Source organism: Ochrobactrum soli (genome assembly GCF_003664555.1).
GTDB lineage: Bacteria > Pseudomonadota > Alphaproteobacteria > Rhizobiales > Rhizobiaceae > Brucella > Brucella teleogrylli.
In genome coordinates this window covers 360562-379097 of the sequence record NZ_RCHH01000004.1, presented here as the reverse complement: position 1 = coordinate 379097, position 18536 = coordinate 360562, and the positions used below count along the sequence as shown (strand labels likewise).

Here is an 18536-nt window from a genome sequence, read left to right as displayed (position 1 = left end):
AAAATCTACAGGCTAATCCATGAACCCGTCACGCCGCAAATTGCCTCCATTAAATGCCCTGCGCGCCTTTGAAGCTTCGGGCCGCAGGCTGAATTTCCGCGCCGCAGCGGACGAATTGCGTGTCACGCAAGGCGCTGTTGCACAACAAGTCCGTGCGTTGGAGGATCATCTCGGCCTGACGCTTTTTCATCGCCTGCCACGTGGATTAGCCCTGACGACGCAAGGTGCGAACTATCTGGCGGATGTGACCCGTGCCTTCGATACGCTTGGAGACGCCACCGGACGGCTTCTGGACAGACCGGAGACGGTTACGATTAGCGTTACGCCGACTGTCGCGGCGAAACTTCTTATTCCACGACTGGCCAGACTTCATGCAGATCTCGCAGGCGTGGAATTGCGCACCGTTGCGACGGAGGCGGTTTCCGATTTTGACCGGGACAATGTGGACATTGCGGTGCGCCTCACGCGGCCGCCTTTCCCGTCTACGCTTGATGCAAAACTGTTGTTTCGTCAGGAACTGGTAGCTGTTGCCAGCCCCTATCTCATCGACGGTAGGTCTTTGCCACTGACAAGCGAACAGCTTCGGGAAATGCCGCTTCTGCACGATGCGCATAATCACTGGCCCGAGCTTCTTGGCTCAAAAGGAAAACTGCCAGGTGCGATGTTCAACCAGACAGCACTTGCACTGGATGCTGCTCTCGCCGGTCAAGGCGTCGCTCTCGCATGTAGAGCCTTCGTCGCGTCCGACCTGGCGACCGGACGACTGGTGCAAGTGGCCGAGCCTACAATCATGATAGAACCAGATTATTACCTTATCCGCAAACGCTCAACCTCACCGAGAAAGGCGGTCGATGCCGTTTGGACCTGGTGCTCTGAGCGGTTGCTTCTGCCCGAAATGAAGTAAGGCTGAAACAGCATAGTCTTGCTAAGGGTTAGCCGACGTCCCGAAACTGTCTGTTTTCTAGGACCCAGAAGAAGACAATTGTTATGACGAGCACGATCAGAAGCAGGATGAATGCTGCTGCCGAACCCTCGTTGAGGGAGAGTCCAAGAAACGCCTGTCTATAGGCGAAGAAGCTCAAGACTTCCGTCGACGTGCCGGGGCCACCCTTTGTGAGAACATAAGTCAGATCATACGTGCGGAACTCATTGATCAGCTGGATGATGATGGCGATAGCCGCAACGGGACGCAACATCGGCAGCGTCAAGTACCAGAACTGTTCGATCTTGCCAGCGCCGTCTACTTCCGCCGCCTCGTAAGGATCGCGCGGCAACGAAGCCAGTCCAGCCGCAAGGATAAGCACGACAAAGGATGTTTGCTGCCAGATATCGATGGCTGCCATAGACCAGATCGCGAGGTCGGACGAGCCAAGCCAGTCAAGCCTTGGCAGACCTATGGTCTCCATCATGTGGTTCACGATACCCAGATTGGGCTGCAGCAGCATACGCCAGATAAGGGCGACACTTACCGGAGACATGGCCATCGGTATGGTCAGGATTGCGAAGTAGATGGGTTTGGTTTTCACGACCGCGTTCAGCATGAGCGCAATCCCCAACCCGAGTATAAACTCGGCAACCACGGTGACGATCGAGTATTTGACTGTCAGCCATAGTGAACTCCAGAACTGCGCATTGCTCATGATCCGCGCGTAGTTTTCAAAGCCCGTGAACGGTAACAGCGATGGCCGCATCAGTGTCATCGAGGAAATCGACATGAGAACGGCATACAGAAGCGGCAGCCCCATGACGACTGCAAGTGTCAGTAATCCTGGCAAGGAAAACGCCCAGCCGGTTTTCCAGGTTCGGTCGATTGCAGTGGTGGACGTGGACATACGAATGTTTCCTAGAATGCCGTCGGGATGAAACTGAAAATTTTCTGCCGCCCTCCCTTCAACAGGGAGGGCGGCAAAGCATTATTTCTTGAGAAGGTCTTCCAGACCGGAAGCGGCTGCCTTTATGGCTGCGTCCGGCGCAATCTCGCCGCCTGCCGCCTGCGATACTTGCGTGCCGAGAACATCTTCATACTGCGCCGAATAGGCGAATATCGGGAACGACTTTCCAGAAGCGACAACATCCAGAGCCTGTTCATAGAACGGGTACTTCTTCAAGACGTCGGCGTCCTTGTAGACAGCTTCGCTGACAGGCGCATGGCCCTCAAGCGCGCGTGCGACGCCGATCTTTTTGCTCTGTACCCACTTGATGAAAGTCCAGGCTGCTTCCTGTGCTTCTGGTGATGTGTTCTTCGGAATGCCCCAACCCCAGCCACCGCTTTCGCCGTGGCCACCCGGCATCACGGAAAGACCGACCTTGCCAGCAACATTCGGGCACTTTTCGGCATTGTCCATCTGAGGCAGCATCCACCAATAGGTGACCATGCTGAAAGCTTCGCCGCTGCACATGAGGCGCATCGTATCATCCAATGTGGCCGACAGTGCGCCTTGTTGCGCCGCATTCTTGATCGCATCGACATAAAGCGTCAGCGCCTTGACGGCTTCCGGGCTGTCGAGCGTAACCTTGCTGTCCTTGTCGAGATAGCCGCCACCTGCCGAGAACAGGTAGTTGGAGAACTCCATGCTGTTCGGATCGCCACGCTGGCCCTGCATGGCCGTGCCCGCAACATTTGCCTTCGCCTTCATGAATTTGGCGACCTGCACATAGTCTTCAAGCGTTTCTGGCTTCTTCAGCTCGGCATTGAACTCGCTTTTATAGGCTTCCTTGAGCTTTGGATCGTCCAGCAGGTCTTTTCGATAAAGCATTCCCATCGAGTAGTTGTACATCGGCAGGATCGGCATGGCCTGGTCGGTCCGGCCAAGCAGATCGAGTGTTGAGGGGATAAATTCGGACAGATCAAGCTTGTCGCGTTCGGCAAGAGGCTTCAGATCAGTCAACCAACCGGCAGCGGGAAATTCGCCCGCCCATAGAAAATCTACCTCAAGGAGATTGTAATAGCTTTCCGGCGAGACAAGCTGCGTGGCGAGCTTGTCATGCATGTCGCCATAGCCCACTTTTTCAAATTCCACCTTGATGCCGGTTTCCTTCTCGAAGTCCGGCAGCAGTTTTTCAATGATGTGCGTTTCGGGCACATCTTCCATCAGTGCGCGCAGCGTAACGGTTTCCGCGTGTGCGTATCCCGCACCCGCCAGAAGAAGCAGGCTGACGCTCGCCAATAATTTGTTCCCATATTTCAGCATTTTCGTGGTTCCCTTTGTTATGTTTACCTGCATGCAATTTATCTTGGCGTCATTTGACGCTGCCGAATGTGAGCCCCTGCACGATGAAGCGCTGGATGAAACGCGATGCGATCACGAGCGGCAAAATGGCCAGAATGACGCCCGCCGCCACTTTCGCAATCTGAACCCCGTTGGAGGTCTGTAGAGAGGCAAGACCGACAGGCACGGTCGCTGTCGCCGGGCCGCTTAGCACCAGAGCAAACAGGAATTCGTTCCAGGCAAGGATGAAGCCCAGCACACCTGCCGCTGCGATACCGGGCAGAGAAACAGGCACGACAATACGCCAGAACGCACCCCAGGCGCTGGCGCCATCTGTCTGCGCTGCCCATTCCAGATCGACAGGAATACCCTCGAAGAAACCCATGAGAATCCAGATCAGGAACGGCAGATTGATTGCAGCATAAGCAATCGTCAGGCCGAGCACAGAATTGGTCATGCCCACTGAGCGGAACAGCATGAAGGCTGGCAAGACAATAGCCACTGGCGGAAGCATCTGAGTGGCAAGCACGGTGAAACGGGCCAGCGGACCGCCGGTCTTGAAGCGCGCAAAGGCATAGCCCGTCATTGCCGCAAAGGGCAGCGCGAGTAGCACAGAGCCCGTCGCCACAATCAGACTGTTGAGGTAATAGACGCCAAAGCGCTTTTGCGTGAACAGATCCACATAGTTCTGGAAGGTGAACTGAGGCATCAGTTCGGTGGAATAGGCCATCTGCTCCGGAACAAAGCTTGTTCGAAGAGTCCACAGCAATGGTAACAGGATCGCAAGCGATACGATGAAAAGGCCCGTATGGATGACTATCTTGCGCATCACCGTCTCCTAGACCGTCACAAGGCCGGGTTCTAACGGTGGTCGTTTGATGACCTTTTCCGTCTGGGCATCAAAGAGATGCATCGGTTTGGTATCGATGAACAACCGTACCTTTTGCCCGACTTCAGCGGTAAAGTGGCGGCTCACGCGGGCATTCAGTTCCAGCGGTTTGTCGTTTCCAATCTGCCCGATGACGACCGTCTCGACGCCCAGTTTTTCGACCGCAACGACAGTCAGATCGAGCGGTTGCCAATCGGGATTGTTCTGGGCTTCGTAGATGTCTTCAGGCCTGATGCCTAACAGAAGCGGTTTGCCGCTGCTGGCCGCATAATGCGGCTTATGCATCGCTGGAATGCGAATATCGACACCATCGCCCTTTGCCTGCAACTCGCCATCGTCAGATGGCATTAGTTGCACAGGGATGAGATTCATCGGCGGTGTCGCCAGAAACTTTGCAACAAACGTATCCGCAGGATTGGCATAAACCTCCAGAGGAGCCCCCACCTGAACCATCACACCGTCGCGCATGATACAGATGCGATCTCCCATGGTCATGGCCTCGACCTGATCGTGCGTCACATGGATGATGGTCTTGCCAAGCCTGCGATGCAGCTTGACCAGTTCCAGCCGCATTTCTGCGCGCAATTGTGCATCAAGGTTTGAAAGCGGTTCGTCGAGAAGAAAGGCGTTGGGCTCGCGGACAATCGCCCGGCCAAGCGCAACGCGCTGGCGCTGCCCGCCGGACAGTGCGGCAGGTTTGCGATCAATATATTTGTTCAGCCCCAGCATATTGGCAGCATCGGAAACCTTGGCTGCAATCTCGGCAGCGGGCACGCCACGCATCTTGAGACCGAAGCCCATATTCTGCCGCACGCTCATATGCGGATAGAGTGCATAGGATTGAAACACGACCGCAACATTGCGATCTTTTGGCGGGAGCCGCGTCACGGATTTACCGCCAATACGCAGGTCGCCGGAGGTGATGCCCTCAAGCCCTGCTATCATGCGCAATGTCGTCGATTTCCCGCAACCAGATGGTCCGAGAAAAATTACAAACTCGCCGTCCTCGATCTTGAGATCGACATCACGCACCCCATAGGCGCCATTGGCGTATAGTTTGGAGACGTGTTCTAGTTCGATCGACGCCATTCAGGTCTACCCTTCTGCACGATCAGCGACACGGGCCATTTTTAGCCGGCCGCCGTTATTCCCCTGGAGGTGACTGCACTTTGTCAGCCATTCTTGTTCGTGGGCGCCTCACATCTGGCGTGAAGCGCCTTGTCTGCACTAGGTCGTATAGACGCCGCCGGTCACATTGATGCCTTGTCCGGTCATAAAGCGCGCGCCATCCGAGCAGAGGAACACAACCACTTCAGCGACATCTTCCGGTTCTTCGAGACGACCCAGCGGAGTCTGCGATACATAATCGGCAATGACCTGTTCAGGTGTAATGCCGCGCAGTTCTGCTTCCCATTCCACTTCGCGCGATTGCATGGAGGTTTTGACGAAACCGGGACAAACTGCGTTCACGCGAATTCCATTCGGCGCGAGTTCACGCGCCAGTGCTTGTGTCCAACCAAGAACTGCAAATTTGCTTGCTGAATAATGGGCCAGAAGCGGTGCCCCAATCTTGGCGGCGAGCGATGCCGTATTGACGATCACGCCCTTGGTGTCGCTGGCGAGAAAATAGCGGGCGGCAATCTGATTGGTCAGAAACACGCCACGTGTGTTCACGTCGAAATTGAAGTTCCACTCTTTGTCAGTGAGGTCGACGGCACGGTTCATCGTGGAAACACCGGCATTTGCCGCGACAATATCAAGACCACCCCATTGGGCGATCAGAGCTTCGAAACCCGCCTCGACGGATGCGCGCTGGCTGACGTCCATCGCCAGTCCGACAGCATCCCCGCCAAGTTCGCTTGCTGCGCGTTTCGCAGCATCACCGTTGATATCGGCAATTGCGATACGAACGCCATGGCGCGCCAATGCACGCGCTATCGCTTTGCCTATGCCGGAAGCAGCCCCCGTCACAATGGCGCGCTTTCCGTTCAGTTCGCTGGCCAGTTTGCCCGGCATTGCAGCGTTTGTCATTTTGTTCACCCTCGGAACGAATGTTATCGATCACGAAAAAGCATATTCACTGTTTGATTATGTTGGCAATACATAAAATTATGTTCGTTTATGTTTTTTTGCGATTGATTTTGTTCGATCCTTCTCCTAATGAATAAGTTGAATGTCTGGTCGAACCACCGGAGGAAAGTATGACGGACAAGCAAAAGGACATCCAGCCAGCGGAAGCAAAACGGCTGCCTGCCCGCGTTCGCCATGCCCATCTCGTCGACGCCGCACGCAAGCGTGGATTCCTCCAGGTTGTTGATATCGCTGCTGAACTTGGCGTCTCTGAAATGACCATTCGCCGTGATCTCGTTGAACTGGAGCGCGATGGCCTGCTGGTTCGAACCCATGGCGGAGCGGTTATCGACGAGGACGCGCCGGAGCCTTTTCTCGACCGCGAGGAACCTGCTTTTTCAGCCCGCCTGCGTGAACACAATCCCGAAAAGCTGAGCATCGTTGCCAAGGCACTGGAGCTTGTTGAACGCCGCATGAGCGTCGCGCTTGATGTCGGTTCGACCACTTATCTTCTCGCCGAAGCCTTGTGTGACACCGTGGGCGTCAAGTTTTTTACATCCAGCCTCCGGACCGCGCAGCTTCTCGGTGGCGCACAACGCGAAGTCTATGTCCCTGCGGGTCAGATCCGCGGTGAAGAGCTTTCCATCTGCGGCAAGTCGGCCTGCGATGAGTTCGAGCGCCTGTGGTTTGATATCGCCTTTATTGGCGTTTCGGGCATTACGGCAGATGGTCTCTTCGATTATTCGCCGGAAGACAGTGACCTGAAGCGGGTTTACCTGCGCCGCGCCAATCGCAAGGTGCTTCTCTGCCATAGCGCCAAGTTCAACCATATGTCCCTCATCAGGATCGCCGATCTCGACGAAATCGACACCTTGATCAGCGACGCGGCCCCTCCACCGAATATCGCCAGCGCGCTTTCCAGAGCGAATGTCGAGATCATTATCGCTCCCCCAGTTACAGGCATTTGACCGGAAATTTCCATGAGCTGCGTTCTAGGTCTTGATATCGGCACCACCTCTACAATCGGCATTCTCGTGCGACTTCCGGACGAAGTGCTCGGCATCACATCGCGACCCGTTACCCTGACGTCGCGTCAGCCCGGTTGGGCTGAAGAAGACCCGGAACAATGGTGGAGCAATTGCTGTGCCATCATTCAAGAGCTGATTGGTGCAGCCGGCATCTCAACCACCGAGATTGTAGGCGTTGGCGTCACTGGTATGCTGCCTGCAGTTGTTCTCCTTGACGAGAATGGTGCTGTGCTTCGACCGAGCATTCAGCAAAGCGATGGACGTGTCGCCGCTGAGGTCGCGGAACTGCGCAGTGAAATCGAGGAAGTTGAATTCATTGCCAAGGCTGGCAACGGCATAAACCAGCAGCTTGTCGCCACCAAGCTGCGCTGGATCGAACGGCACGAACCAGAGGTCTTTGCCAAGATCGCAACCGTTTTCGGCTCCTATGATTACATTAACTGGAAACTGACCGGAGAACGGCGGATTGAACAAAACTGGGCTCTGGAAGCTGGTTTTGTCGACATCGCAACCAACGAGTTGTCCCCGGAGTTGATCGCCCTCACCCACCTGCCTTTGTCGGTCGTTCCAGCGAAGGTCTCATCTCATGCGGTCATGGGAACGATAACGAAATCCGCTGCCCTCTCCACAGGCCTTGCAGAGGGGACACCGGTCGTCGGCGGCGCTGCCGATATGATTGCCTCAGCGCTTGCGGCAGGTGTTTCGCAAGAAGGTCAGGTACTGCTCAAATTTGGCGGCGCGCTGGACATTCTGGTTGCGACCGCAAAGGCAGCGCCAGATCCGCGCATGTTCCTCGACTACCATCTGGTACCGGGGCTTTATATGCCGAATGGCTGCATGTCGACCGGCGGTTCCGGGCTCAACTGGTTTGCCGAGAACTTTGCAGGCGGCGAAAAGCAAGCTGCAGTTGATGAGGGTTTAAGCTTGCACCAGCATCTCGATACGCTTGCCGCGAAAATCGATGCGGGCGCTGACGGCGTGGCGATTGTTCCGTATTTTCTTGGCGAGAAGACGCCTATCCATGACCCCTTTGCCCGAGGCACCATTACCGGTCTTAGTCTCAATCACAAGGTCGGCCATGTTTGGCGGGCATTGCTTGAGGCCTATGCCTATGCTGCACGCCACCATATCGAGGTGCTTCAGGATATGGGACACCACCCCAAGCAATATCTCGCTTCTGACGGCGGCGCGAACAGCCGCGTCTGGATGCAGATCGTGGCGGACGTGCTTCAGGCTCCAATTCGTCAGCTCAAAGGGCATCCAGGCTCATCATTAGGCGCAGCCTGGGCGGCGGCTGTGGGCGCAAACGCCGTAGACGGCTGGTCGGGAATTGCCGCCTTCGTTGAAAATGGCGATCTCATCCAGCCACGGCCTGAAAATGCAGTGACTTACAACAGCGGTTACCAACGTTTCCGCGAAATCTACACCAACCTCAAGCCGCTTTACAGAGAGTAATCACAACGATGACGATCAAAGCCATCGCATGGGATATTGACGGTACGCTCGTAGATAGTGAGCCGCTTCACCATAAGGCACTTCTGGCCGGCACGGCGCATTTCGGCACCGATCTCAGCGATATTCCAGAAGAACGATTTCGCGGGGTCCATATGGATGCTGTCTTTGAAGCTGTCAAACCGCGATTGCCAGCCGATTTGAGCTTTGAGCCATGGATCGAACGCATTCGTGACCATTACATCGCCCATGCGGGCGAACTTCGGCCCATCACGGGCGTCCTGCAAGCAATGGACGCGGCAATGGAATACGGTCTGTTGCAGGTATGCGTCTCAAATTCCGGTCGAAATATTGTCGACACCAACATCGCCGCGCTTGGAATTGCAGACAAGCTTCGCTTCTCCATCAGCATCAACGATGTGCTGCATGGCAAGCCTGATCCAGAGCCTTATCTGGCTGCGGCCAAGCGGCTACGCCTTGCTCCAGCACAGATGATAGCAATCGAAGACAGTTTGATCGGAGCAATCTCAGCACATGCCGCAGGCATGAAGGTCGTCGGCTACGGTTTGGCTGAACAGCCCGGAAATCCAATCGACCACTACCTGGATAACTACGCAGAGCTACCGGCAATCCTGCGCGCTCACATGTGAGCGTGCAGACCGCATGAAGATCAACCGACCCGAGGTCGGAAGAAGAATACGAAGCTAACGCCGTCTCCGGATTGAACCGAAGACCGGCACAACAAAGGGGTTCACCATGAGCAAGTTTTTTGATCTTTTCCCGACGAAGAAGCCCATCATCGCGATGGTGCATCTTAACCCGATGCCTGGCGCTCCGCTTTATGACGCGGAAGCTGGCATCGAAGGTATCGTCGAGGCAGCGCGTCGCGATCTTACTGCTTTGCAGGACGCTGATGTCGATGCTGTCATGTTCGGCAACGAAAACGACCGTCCATACGAACTTGCTGTCGACGTCGCTTCCACGGCGACCATGGCCTATGTCATTGGCCGCCTGCGTGGTGAAATCGCAAAGCCTTTTGGCGTTAACGTTCTCTGGGACCCCAAAAGCTCGGTCGCTTTGGCCACGGCAACCGGCGCGTCCTTCATGCGCGAAATCCTGACTGGCACTTATGCCTCCGACATGGGGCCATGGACGCCAAATGCGGGTGAAACGATGCGCTATCGCAATCGTCTTGGCCGTTCGGATCTTGTCATGCTGGACAACGTATCTGCTGAATTCGCGGATTCAATGGATCGCCGCCCCCTCCCCGACCGGGCACGTTCGGCGGTCTTCTCGTCCATTCCGGATGCCGTTCTGGTGTCGGGCACGATCACCGGTGAAGCCGCCAATGTTTCGGACCTCGAAGCCGTCAAGCGGGTCCTGCCTAACACGGCGGTTCTGGCCAATACGGGCGTGCGTCATGCAACCGTCGCCGATATCCTCAAGATTGCCGATGGCTGCATTGTCGGTTCGTCGCTGAAGGTCGATGGTAACACCTGGAATGCGGTCGATCCGGAACGCGCCAAGGAATTCATGAACATCGTGAAGAAAGCCCGCAAGGACTGATAAAAAGACAATCGCGCGCGGTGACTGTTCGCCGCGCGCGATTGACGCCTATCACGCTCCCAAAGGCTGCGCCAGACGCGCCCGATGTCGGCTCAATCGCTCGATCAATATCGGCAAGCCCGTACCCACCACAATCAGACAACCTATTACGACCTTTTGCCAATAGGATGGCACACCCGCCATCAACAGCGTTGTATTGATCATTGTGATGACAAATACACCAAGTAGCGTCCCGAGCACTGTACCGTGACCGCCTGTTATTCGGGCTCCACCGAGAACAACGGCTGCGATGACATTCAGCTCCATGCCGACCAGATCGAACGGATTAGCCATGCGCGACAGGGTCATATGGGTCATGCCAGCCAGACCAGCAATTGCGCCCGCCAGAACATAGATCAATAGCTTGACGCGCCCCACGCGAATGCCAATACGAGCGGCAGCTTCTTCAGAACCGCCGATGGCGTAGATTTTGCGCCCGAACAGCGTGAAGTTCATGATGAAGGCGACGAATACAGCGACCCCTACCAGAACAAAGAATGACATTGGAAGCGATACCATCTGGCCCAATGCGTTCTCCATCCGCACCAGAATGCTGCGCGCAAAATTGATAACTTCACGCGGCACTGACGTGACGTACACCGTCCCGACGAAGGTCAATAACGCCCCCCGAAAAAGGCTCATTGTACCAAGGGTGACGATAAGCGTCGGTAGACCGAGTCCACCGACCAGTATTCCATTGATAAGACCAAGACTGGCCCCTATGAGGGCTGCCAGTCCGAAATAGGCGATAATCGGAACATGGATATCAATACCCATGACGATTTTTACCGTCGCATACATCGCAAAGGCGCCGATTGCCGTGCAGGACACGTCAATGCCGCCGGATGCCAGCACCATCATAACGCCAAGCGCGAATATTCCGGTCACCAGTGAGTTACGTGCCAGGTCTATCAGCGTTGCCGGTGAAAAGAACGCAGGATTGAGAATGCTCAGCACAATCGCAAAAGCAACGGCTGTCAAAAAGACGACACCCTGTGGTGTCGAGAGCACCCGGATCAATGAATAGTTCATGGCCGGTCCTCCCGAATGACTTCCTGATAGAGTGTTTCTTCGTCGATATCACCGGCATCGAAACTGGCCACAATTCTTCCCTTCACCATCACCTTGATCGTGTCGGACAGTGCAATGGCTTCGCCAATGTCGTCGGTCACCACCAGAACCGCTGTTCCCGAACGGCTCAATGCGAGCAATAGTTCGTGGATTTCCCGTTTGGAGCCGACATCGACGCCGACTGTTGGACCATTGAGGATAAGCAGCTTCGGCTTTCTCTCCATCCATCGCGCCAGAACGACACGCTGTTGATTGCCGCCTGACAGCGTCACCACAGGTGGGAAGACACTGGGTGCCTTGATACGCAACCGCTTAACGGCTTCGCGCGCGCGCTCGGTGAGGCTCGACGCGCTGACAATGCCACCTTTAGTATCCGCTTCAAGACTTGAGACGATGATGTTTTCACGGATCGGCTGATTGAGAAAAAGGCCTTCTGTCAGTCGATCTTCCGGCACATAGGCAATGCCGTGTTCCATCGCGTCTGCGGGAGCCGTAAGATGCAATGGTCCATTCACGTCTTCAATGCGACCCTCGTCCGACGCAAGACATCCAAACAAAGCCAGCGCAAGTTCCGTTCGCCCTGACCCCAGAAGGCCCACAACGGATATGATTTCGCCCGCGCGCAAATCGAGATTGATCGAGACAAACTGGCCGCGTCGTCCAAGATTACGCACTTTGAATATGGCTTCCGAAGGCGTAACCGCCTCACGCGCCAGACGCTGGCTGTCAATTGGTCGACCGGACATGGCCTCTACCAGACGCGCTGGATCGAATTCACCTATCGGTCCTGCCACCACGACATGACCATCACGCAGAACCGTGACGCTGTCGCAAACAGCAAAAACTTCCTCGATCTTGTGACTGACAAACAGAAAGGCAACGCCTTCCGCCTTCAGCGCAAAGACGATATCAAGAAGCTTGGCGACCTCGCTGCGAGTCAAGGCCGTGGTGGGTTCATCCATAACGATAATGCGCGCATCATTGGCAAGCGCACGTGCAATGGCAACCAGCTGCTTGGAAGCAACAGGCAGTCTTTCCACCAGAATATCGGGATCAATATCGACCTTCATTCGTGCAAGCGTTTCAATCGCCCGCTTACGTCCAGACATGCGATTGAAGAAACGCTTGTTCTCGGTCACTGCCGCCAGAAAGCTGACATTCTCCCAAACAGTCAGATTGGGAAGAAGCGCAAAGTCCTGATAGATGACTGAAAGCCCCGCTGCTATAGCGGCTTTTGCGTCATTTTCGATGAACTTGCCGCCAATCGTGACCGTCCCGGCGTCGGCACGAACGACACCGGATAATATCTTGATCAAAGTCGATTTGCCCGACCCGTTTTCACCGGCAAGACAGCGCACCTCGCCCGGTCGCAGGCTTAAACCCACATCTTCCAGTACCCGGACGGGACCGTAAGACTTGGCAACAGCCTGCATTTCCAGAACAAAAGCGCCGGAATTCTGCGTATCACTCATGCAGCTCTCCCATAGAGGCCGCCGGTTGTCCCGGCGGCCCATTGTCCATGGATCAGAAGTCGTAATTGCCCATATTTTCCTTGGTCACATCGACCCAAGCCTGGCCATAGACAACCTTGTCCTTGAGCTGAACCTTGTTGTAGCCTTCGACACCTAGGTCCATGCCATCGGTTACGGCCTTGCCATCAATGGCCATTGCGGCGAGCTTGTTCATGGCGATACCAGCCTTGGCCGGGTCCCAGAACGAGATCATGTTGATCGTGCCGCTTTCAAGATATGGGCCTGAAACCGAGACAAGGCTGGTGCCGACAATCTTGACCTTGCCCTCAAGACCCGCTTCCTCGACCGCAAGCGCCGCACCGGCGACATCTTCACCTGCGGAGCCCTGAATACCCTTGAGATTCGGATAGGTTCTCAACAGTTCCTTGGTCTTGGCATAGGCCGTCTGTTGCTGCTCGTTGCTCTCGATCTTGTCGGTCGCGAGCTTCATCTTCGGATAATGCTCTTTCTGATAGGCAATGGCTGCATCAACCCATTCATTGTGGGTTTTTGCCGTCAGATGGCCAACGAATACCGCATATTCGCCCTCTTCGCCCATCGCTTCGGCCAGCGCCTTCATCAGATGTTCGCCATAGGCGCCATTGTCGAAAGCTTCGACGTCATAGGTGACATTCTTCATGCTCGATGCTTCGTGGCCGATTACCTTGATCCCGGCCTGCAAAGCCTTGCCGAGCACGGGCTCCAAAGCTTCCGGGGAATTCGGCACCACGGTGATCGCGTCCACCTTTTTTGCAATCAGGTCTTCGATCAGCTGAACCTGCAGCGCAGCATCAGCCGAAGCGGGTCCGATCTGAGTGGCGTTGTTTCCACTTTCCTTGGCATATTCCTTCACGCCGGTTTCCATACGGTTGAACCAGGCAATGCCGGAAAGTTTGACGACAGTGACGATGGTGTGTTTTGCGTCCTGCGCGTTCGCATAGAATGCACCACCAGCAACAATAGCTGCGCTGACGGCAAGACCGGCTGCCATTTTCCTCAAGCTGATATTCATTGTTATTCCCTCCGTTGGTTCACCTCTGCTTGCCTCCCCGGCAATCAGTCAGGCTGTGTTCTGGCGAAGCTTCTGCGGCTTTCACCAATTCCTTTCCGGACGCGTGACTGCGTCCGGCCTCCCTTCAAGCCGATGCGATCCGCATCAGATCGGCTGTCCGCTCGTAGAGCTTCTTGAACGTATCGAAACCCTGCTGATAGACGCGCTTTGTCCCCGCATCAGGTTCAATGCGCCGCTCCACCGGGTTCCATTGTTCAATGTCAGCCTTCGCCACATCGCCCACCGCAAGCGCCCCCAGAAAACAGTTTCCGTAGGCCGCACCGATAGTCTTGCTTCTCACAAGCTGAAGCTTTTCGCTGACATCGGAAATGGCCTGTGACCAGACGGCATTTCTTGTACCACCGCCCACAGCAGCGATGCGCTCCAGCGGAGCATGTGCTTCGTGATAGGTATTGAAAATGTCGTTGACGCCATAAGCGACGCCTTCAAGAAGCGCACGATAAATGTCAGCGCGGATATGGGTCAGATCGAGACCGAAAATCATGCCTCGTGCTGACGGATCATGAACAGGTGTTCTCTCACCGGAAAAATAGGGGAGTACGAAAAGCCCTTTTGCGCCGGGCGGTGACGATACGGCTTCTTCCGCCAGTGCTTGCAAGGCGCTGGCGGCGGGCAACTCGCGAGCGAACTGCTCCTGAAACCACCGCGTCAGCGTTCCGCTGGTCGACGTGCCGGACATACAGGCATGTTCTCCACGGAAAAGCCAAGGCGCATACCACAGCCGCGTATCAGCGATGCGTTGATCCGTGACCAGAATGATGAACATGGTCGAGCCATACATGACCATCATTTCGCCAGACTTCTGCACGCCGACGCTGACAGCCTCAGCGGCGGCATCGATGGTGCCAGCGATCACAGGCGTTCCAACAGCGAGCCCGGTCGCGGCTGCGGCCTGCGGTGTCACTGCTCCCGCAATGTCGGTTGTCCAGAGAAGATCGGGCAGCCGCTCACGTGAAACGATGCGTTCGGCAAAATCGTCAGTCCAGTCCTGCCGTGCAACGTCATAAAGCGGCGAGAACCCGGCCGCGGAATAGTGATCGATCGTATAGTTGCCCGTCAGCCTGTGAACGAGGAAGGAGGAGGAATTGAGAAACTTGTGCGTGCGGTCAAAAATATCAGGATGGTTCTTCTTCAACCAAAGGATTTTCGGGCCGACCGATTGCGAGGTCAACGCATTGCCGCCTTCCCGCATCAGGCGTTCAAGCCCGATTTCAGCGGTCAGTTCCTCTATCTCAACAGCTGCGCGCGTGTCGACACCATAAAGAACGGCCTTCATGAGCGGAGCGCCGTTTTCATCAACCGGCAGCATACATGGGCCAATGCCGCTGGCCGCGACTGCGCGAATATCGCTGGCCGCCACTGAACTTTGTTCGATCAATTCACGACTGATCGAACAAAATTCACCCCACCAGTTTTGTTCAGCATCATGTTCCGCCCAACCCGGTTGTGGAACCAGCATGCGATGCGGACGTGCGGCAGAAGCGACGATCCTTCCTTCCTCATCGGAAAGAACGCCCTTCGATTCAAATGTGCCGATGTCGATGCCCAGATAATAACGCATCAGGTGTAAAGATCCCTGTCGAGGCTGAAGTCCTTGTTGATCCTGCCAATAGCCGCGACCAGAAGCGCAGTGAGACTTTCAAGATCACGCAGATCGCACATTTCAAGCGCCGTATGGGTATAACGGCACGGGAAACACACATCGATACAGGCAACGCCCTCATTGACGAGTTGCACGTAAGACGAATCCGTCAATGCGCCTGTATGGGCCGTGCGTTGCAACGGAATGGCTTCGCTGGCAGCGGCGTCGGAGAATAATTTCGGCAGTGCCGGATGGGGGATCGTTCCATTGAGCGTGCCGCGGCCATGGAAAGAGTAAAGGCTGATGGCTGGACCGCCGCCCAACTGAATTTCACCGCGATGAGCCATATCCGGCGTATCGGCATTGAGCCCGATATCAAGCTGAATGGCGATATCCGGTTTGATGGCCTGCGCTGCGACCATGGCACCACGCAGGTTGAACTCTTCCAGAACCGCGAAAACAAAATGAACTGTTGGTCGTGGACCACCTTTCGCGAGCTGACGGGCAACTTCCATCACGACGGCACAACCGGCCCGGTCGTCAACCGACGTTCCGATAACGCGATTTTCGTTGAGATGGATGACGCGCGGTGCATAGACCACCGGCGTACCGATTTCGATGCCGAGCGCCTTTACATCCGCAGCGCTTTCCGCGCCGACATCGATGAAAAGTTCGGCATAGGGCGTAACCTTGTATTTTTCTTCGGCTGGCGTGGCATGATGGCTCTTATTCGCAATGACGCCGTGAACGTCGCGCCCTTCGCCGACACAAAATAGCACCGCTTGCGCAGGCAACGCCTTTTCCGGAATACCGCCCAACCGCTCGATACGGATCAGGCTATTATCCTCGACCTTGCGCACGATGAAGCCCAGCTGATCCGTATGCGCAAACAGCATGACGGAGGGCGCATTTTCATCCCCCTTCATCGTTGCAATCAGATTGCCCAGACGATCGGTTGCAAATTCGAGCGGCAAATCAGCCAGATCGCGGGCGATGAGACGCCGTACGCGATCCTCATGGCCCGACAGGCCAGGCGTCAACATCAATGCTTCGAGCGTTGAACGTAATCGATTTTTCATGCCGTACGGGCCTTTCTTTGTAAAACGGACGCAAGGCCAAGTCGGCCTGCCAGAACGCGTGCCGACATGACGACCACAAGCAGGCCACCAAAGAACAGATCGCGTGAAAACGCACTGAACGACAGAAAATTCAGTCCGCTCGATATGAGCTGGAGACAGATGACGGCTAACGTCACACCGGTCACGGTGCCAAAGCCGCCGGCTGGCGAAACGCCTGCCAGAATATTGATGAGAATGACAAGAAGCAGATAGGAGCTACCATAATCGGCATTGGCGGAATTGACACGCGCCAGAACCACAAGCCCGGCAATTGATGCGATGAGACCGGCAATAGCGTAGATACGAAGCAACAGACCTTTTTCGCGCGTGCCCGCAAAATGGGACGCGACGGGATTGGCTCCGAACAGCCGCAGGTGGATACCAACCGGTGTTCTCTTCAGCAGAAAGCCCAACAGAAGCGCTGTGGCTACAAACAGGACGAGTGGCAGTGGCACCACGCCGCCGACCGACCAGTTGCCAAAGGCTGTGTACCACTGTGGCAGGCCCGTAATTGCAGGGCCGCCGGTAATTACGATACCAATCCCGGAGAACAGCTGCATCGTGCCAAGCGTAGCCAGAATTGGCGGAAGGCGCAGATAGGCAATCAAAAAGCCGTTGAGCAGCCCGCAAGCAACGCCTATCAGAAGCGCAACCGGAATGGCGAGGATGGCGAGTTCGGGTCCTGCCCTCATCATCACTGCTGCGACGATAGCGGCGAGATTGGCTGTGGCCACGACAGAAAGATCTATGCCACCAGACACCATCGTCGGCAGAACGGCCAACGAAAGCAGCCCGAATTCAGGAAACTGAAATCCCATTGAATTGAGGTTTGCAGCCGTTAGAAAGCCCGGCGCGAGCAGGCTCAACACTCCAAAGATGGCAATAGCCAGAACGGCCAGCCCCTTCAGATAATTGCCCGTCGTGTCCTGTCTTGCATCCATTGGCGCTCTCCCCTGCGCTGGTTGCCTTGGCCCGCTTAGCGGGCGAAAACGTGTTTGGCGATTAGCATTTCAGTTCCTCCCCCGAGGCGCCCGTTATACGGTTTCCAGAAAAGGCAGTTGGTCGCGATAAGGCTGTAAAGAGCCTTCGAAACCAATATCGGTGATAAAGCCGCTCAAATCCTGCAGCCCACAAACCGGCGCAAAACTGCGGCATCCAAGTTTACGCTGATCGGCGACAAGTATCGTCTTATGCGCAATGGCGATTGCTGCGCGTTTCACTTCTGCTTCCTCGACGGTAGACGTGGAAACACCGTCAAGATCGACACAGTCTGCGGACAGAAAGAAACAATCGGCGCGGATATGGCGTAGCGTTTCCGTGGCCCAGGCCCCGATGAGCGAATAATAGTCATTTCTGACCCGACCGCCGATGATATGCACTTCCGTTGCGCCGACGGCCGCCGCTTCGGCAATCTTCAGGTCCATCGTTACAAGCGTGATCGCCCTGCCCGCAAGCGCGCGCGCGACAGAAAGCGCTGTCGTGCCGGAGTCAAGAATAACGGTGGAATTATTGGCAACATAAGCAGCAGCTGCTTCGCCAATCCGCGCCTTGGCGCTCTGGCTTATGCGCAGCTTTTCCAGAAACATCGGCTCGGCAACACCCTCGCCCGCACCGCGGGCAACGACCCCGCCGTGAATTCTCAGGATCAATCCCGCCTGTTCCAGCGTGATGAGATCACGACGCAATGTCGGAAGCGAAACACCCATGATGCCAGCCAGATCCGAGGTGCCAATACGCTTCGCATCGGCGATGACGTCCATCATCTGCCGGTGACGTTCCTGCGGAAAACGTGTTCTTGCTTCGCTCATGTCCTGCTCCCAACGTGAACATTAATGATCGTTTTGAGCGAGTCAAGCGATTCCGTTCATATTCGGAACTGTGCAGAGCGGCGTTCAGACAGCTTGGGAAAGCATAATTTAGAAGGTCTGC

17 protein-coding genes are annotated in these 18536 nt (G+C 55.6%); 5 read left to right on the top strand and 12 right to left on the bottom strand.

Features of this window, described 5'->3' with window-relative positions:
* Positions 1-19 precede the first annotated feature (19 nt).
* A complete protein-coding gene (locus tag D8666_RS11260) occupies positions 20-904 on the top strand; it encodes a LysR substrate-binding domain-containing protein (RefSeq protein ID WP_121537889.1) in 885 nt (294 codons plus the stop codon).
* 28 nt (positions 905-932) lie between these two features.
* On the opposite strand, the gene D8666_RS11255 is transcribed toward D8666_RS11260, so the two are convergent.
* From D8666_RS11255 to D8666_RS11235, 5 genes are all read right to left on the bottom strand, one after another.
* Entirely contained in the window at positions 933-1832 is a 900-nt protein-coding gene (locus D8666_RS11255) for a carbohydrate ABC transporter permease (RefSeq protein ID WP_109365973.1), read from the bottom strand.
* An 81-nt stretch (positions 1833-1913) separates the two neighbouring features.
* Positions 1914-3191: an ABC transporter substrate-binding protein gene (locus D8666_RS11250; protein WP_121537887.1), complete on the bottom strand. Its 1278-nt coding sequence runs from the start codon at positions 3189-3191 to the stop codon at positions 1914-1916.
* A gap of 49 nt (positions 3192-3240) precedes the next feature.
* Positions 3241-4038, bottom strand: a complete 798-nt coding sequence (locus D8666_RS11245; RefSeq protein WP_078337097.1) for a carbohydrate ABC transporter permease — start codon at positions 4036-4038, stop codon at positions 3241-3243.
* A gap of 9 nt (positions 4039-4047) precedes the next feature.
* Entirely contained in the window at positions 4048-5187 is a 1140-nt protein-coding gene (locus D8666_RS11240; protein ID WP_109365975.1) for an ABC transporter ATP-binding protein, read from the bottom strand.
* A gap of 138 nt (positions 5188-5325) precedes the next feature.
* Positions 5326-6129, bottom strand: a complete 804-nt coding sequence (locus tag D8666_RS11235; RefSeq protein ID WP_235858937.1) for an SDR family NAD(P)-dependent oxidoreductase — start codon at positions 6127-6129, stop codon at positions 5326-5328.
* A gap of 170 nt (positions 6130-6299) precedes the next feature.
* On the opposite strand from D8666_RS11235, the gene D8666_RS11230 reads away from it, so the two are divergent.
* The 4 genes from D8666_RS11230 (at position 6300) to D8666_RS11215 (ending at position 10214) form a co-directional block, all read left to right on the top strand.
* The gene (locus D8666_RS11230; protein WP_109365976.1) at positions 6300-7136 is read left to right on the top strand and encodes a DeoR/GlpR family DNA-binding transcription regulator; all 837 of its coding nucleotides are present in this window, start codon (positions 6300-6302) and stop codon (positions 7134-7136) included.
* 12 nt (positions 7137-7148) lie between these two features.
* Entirely contained in the window at positions 7149-8651 is a 1503-nt protein-coding gene (locus D8666_RS11225; protein ID WP_121537885.1) for an FGGY-family carbohydrate kinase, read from the top strand.
* An 8-nt stretch (positions 8652-8659) separates the two neighbouring features.
* Complete coding sequence (locus tag D8666_RS11220) at positions 8660-9298, top strand: HAD family hydrolase (protein ID WP_121537883.1); 639 nt, start codon at positions 8660-8662, stop codon at positions 9296-9298.
* Positions 9299-9404: 106 nt separating this feature from the next.
* Positions 9405-10214 (top strand): BtpA/SgcQ family protein, encoded by an 810-nt coding sequence (locus tag D8666_RS11215; protein WP_109365979.1) that lies wholly within the window; start codon positions 9405-9407, stop codon positions 10212-10214.
* A gap of 51 nt (positions 10215-10265) precedes the next feature.
* On the opposite strand, the gene D8666_RS11210 is transcribed toward D8666_RS11215, so the two are convergent.
* From D8666_RS11210 to D8666_RS11180, 7 genes are all read right to left on the bottom strand, one after another.
* Positions 10266-11285, bottom strand: coding sequence for an ABC transporter permease (locus D8666_RS11210; RefSeq protein WP_109365980.1), 1020 nt, complete (start codon positions 11283-11285; stop codon positions 10266-10268).
* A complete protein-coding gene (locus D8666_RS11205) occupies positions 11282-12796 on the bottom strand; it encodes a sugar ABC transporter ATP-binding protein (protein ID WP_121537881.1) in 1515 nt (504 codons plus the stop codon). The genes D8666_RS11210 and D8666_RS11205 overlap by 4 nt, the downstream gene beginning before the upstream one ends.
* 52 nt (positions 12797-12848) lie before the next feature.
* Positions 12849-13847, bottom strand: coding sequence for an autoinducer 2 ABC transporter substrate-binding protein (locus D8666_RS11200; RefSeq protein WP_209445980.1), 999 nt, complete (start codon positions 13845-13847; stop codon positions 12849-12851).
* A 124-nt stretch (positions 13848-13971) separates the two neighbouring features.
* Positions 13972-15468 carry an FGGY-family carbohydrate kinase gene (locus D8666_RS11195; RefSeq protein WP_109365982.1) on the bottom strand — a complete coding sequence of 499 codons (1497 nt, stop codon included), beginning with the start codon at positions 15466-15468 and terminating at the stop codon, positions 13972-13974.
* Positions 15468-16532 (bottom strand): M42 family metallopeptidase, encoded by a 1065-nt coding sequence (locus D8666_RS11190; RefSeq protein WP_235858936.1) that lies wholly within the window; start codon positions 16530-16532, stop codon positions 15468-15470. Before D8666_RS11190 ends, D8666_RS11195 begins: the two co-directional genes overlap by 1 nt.
* 32 nt (positions 16533-16564) lie before the next feature.
* Positions 16565-17548 carry an ABC transporter permease gene (locus tag D8666_RS11185; RefSeq protein WP_109365984.1) on the bottom strand — a complete coding sequence of 328 codons (984 nt, stop codon included), beginning with the start codon at positions 17546-17548 and terminating at the stop codon, positions 16565-16567.
* Positions 17549-17641: 93 nt separating this feature from the next.
* Positions 17642-18415, bottom strand: a complete 774-nt coding sequence (locus D8666_RS11180) for a DeoR/GlpR family DNA-binding transcription regulator (RefSeq protein ID WP_109365985.1) — start codon at positions 18413-18415, stop codon at positions 17642-17644.
* Positions 18416-18536: the final 121 nt, after the last annotated feature.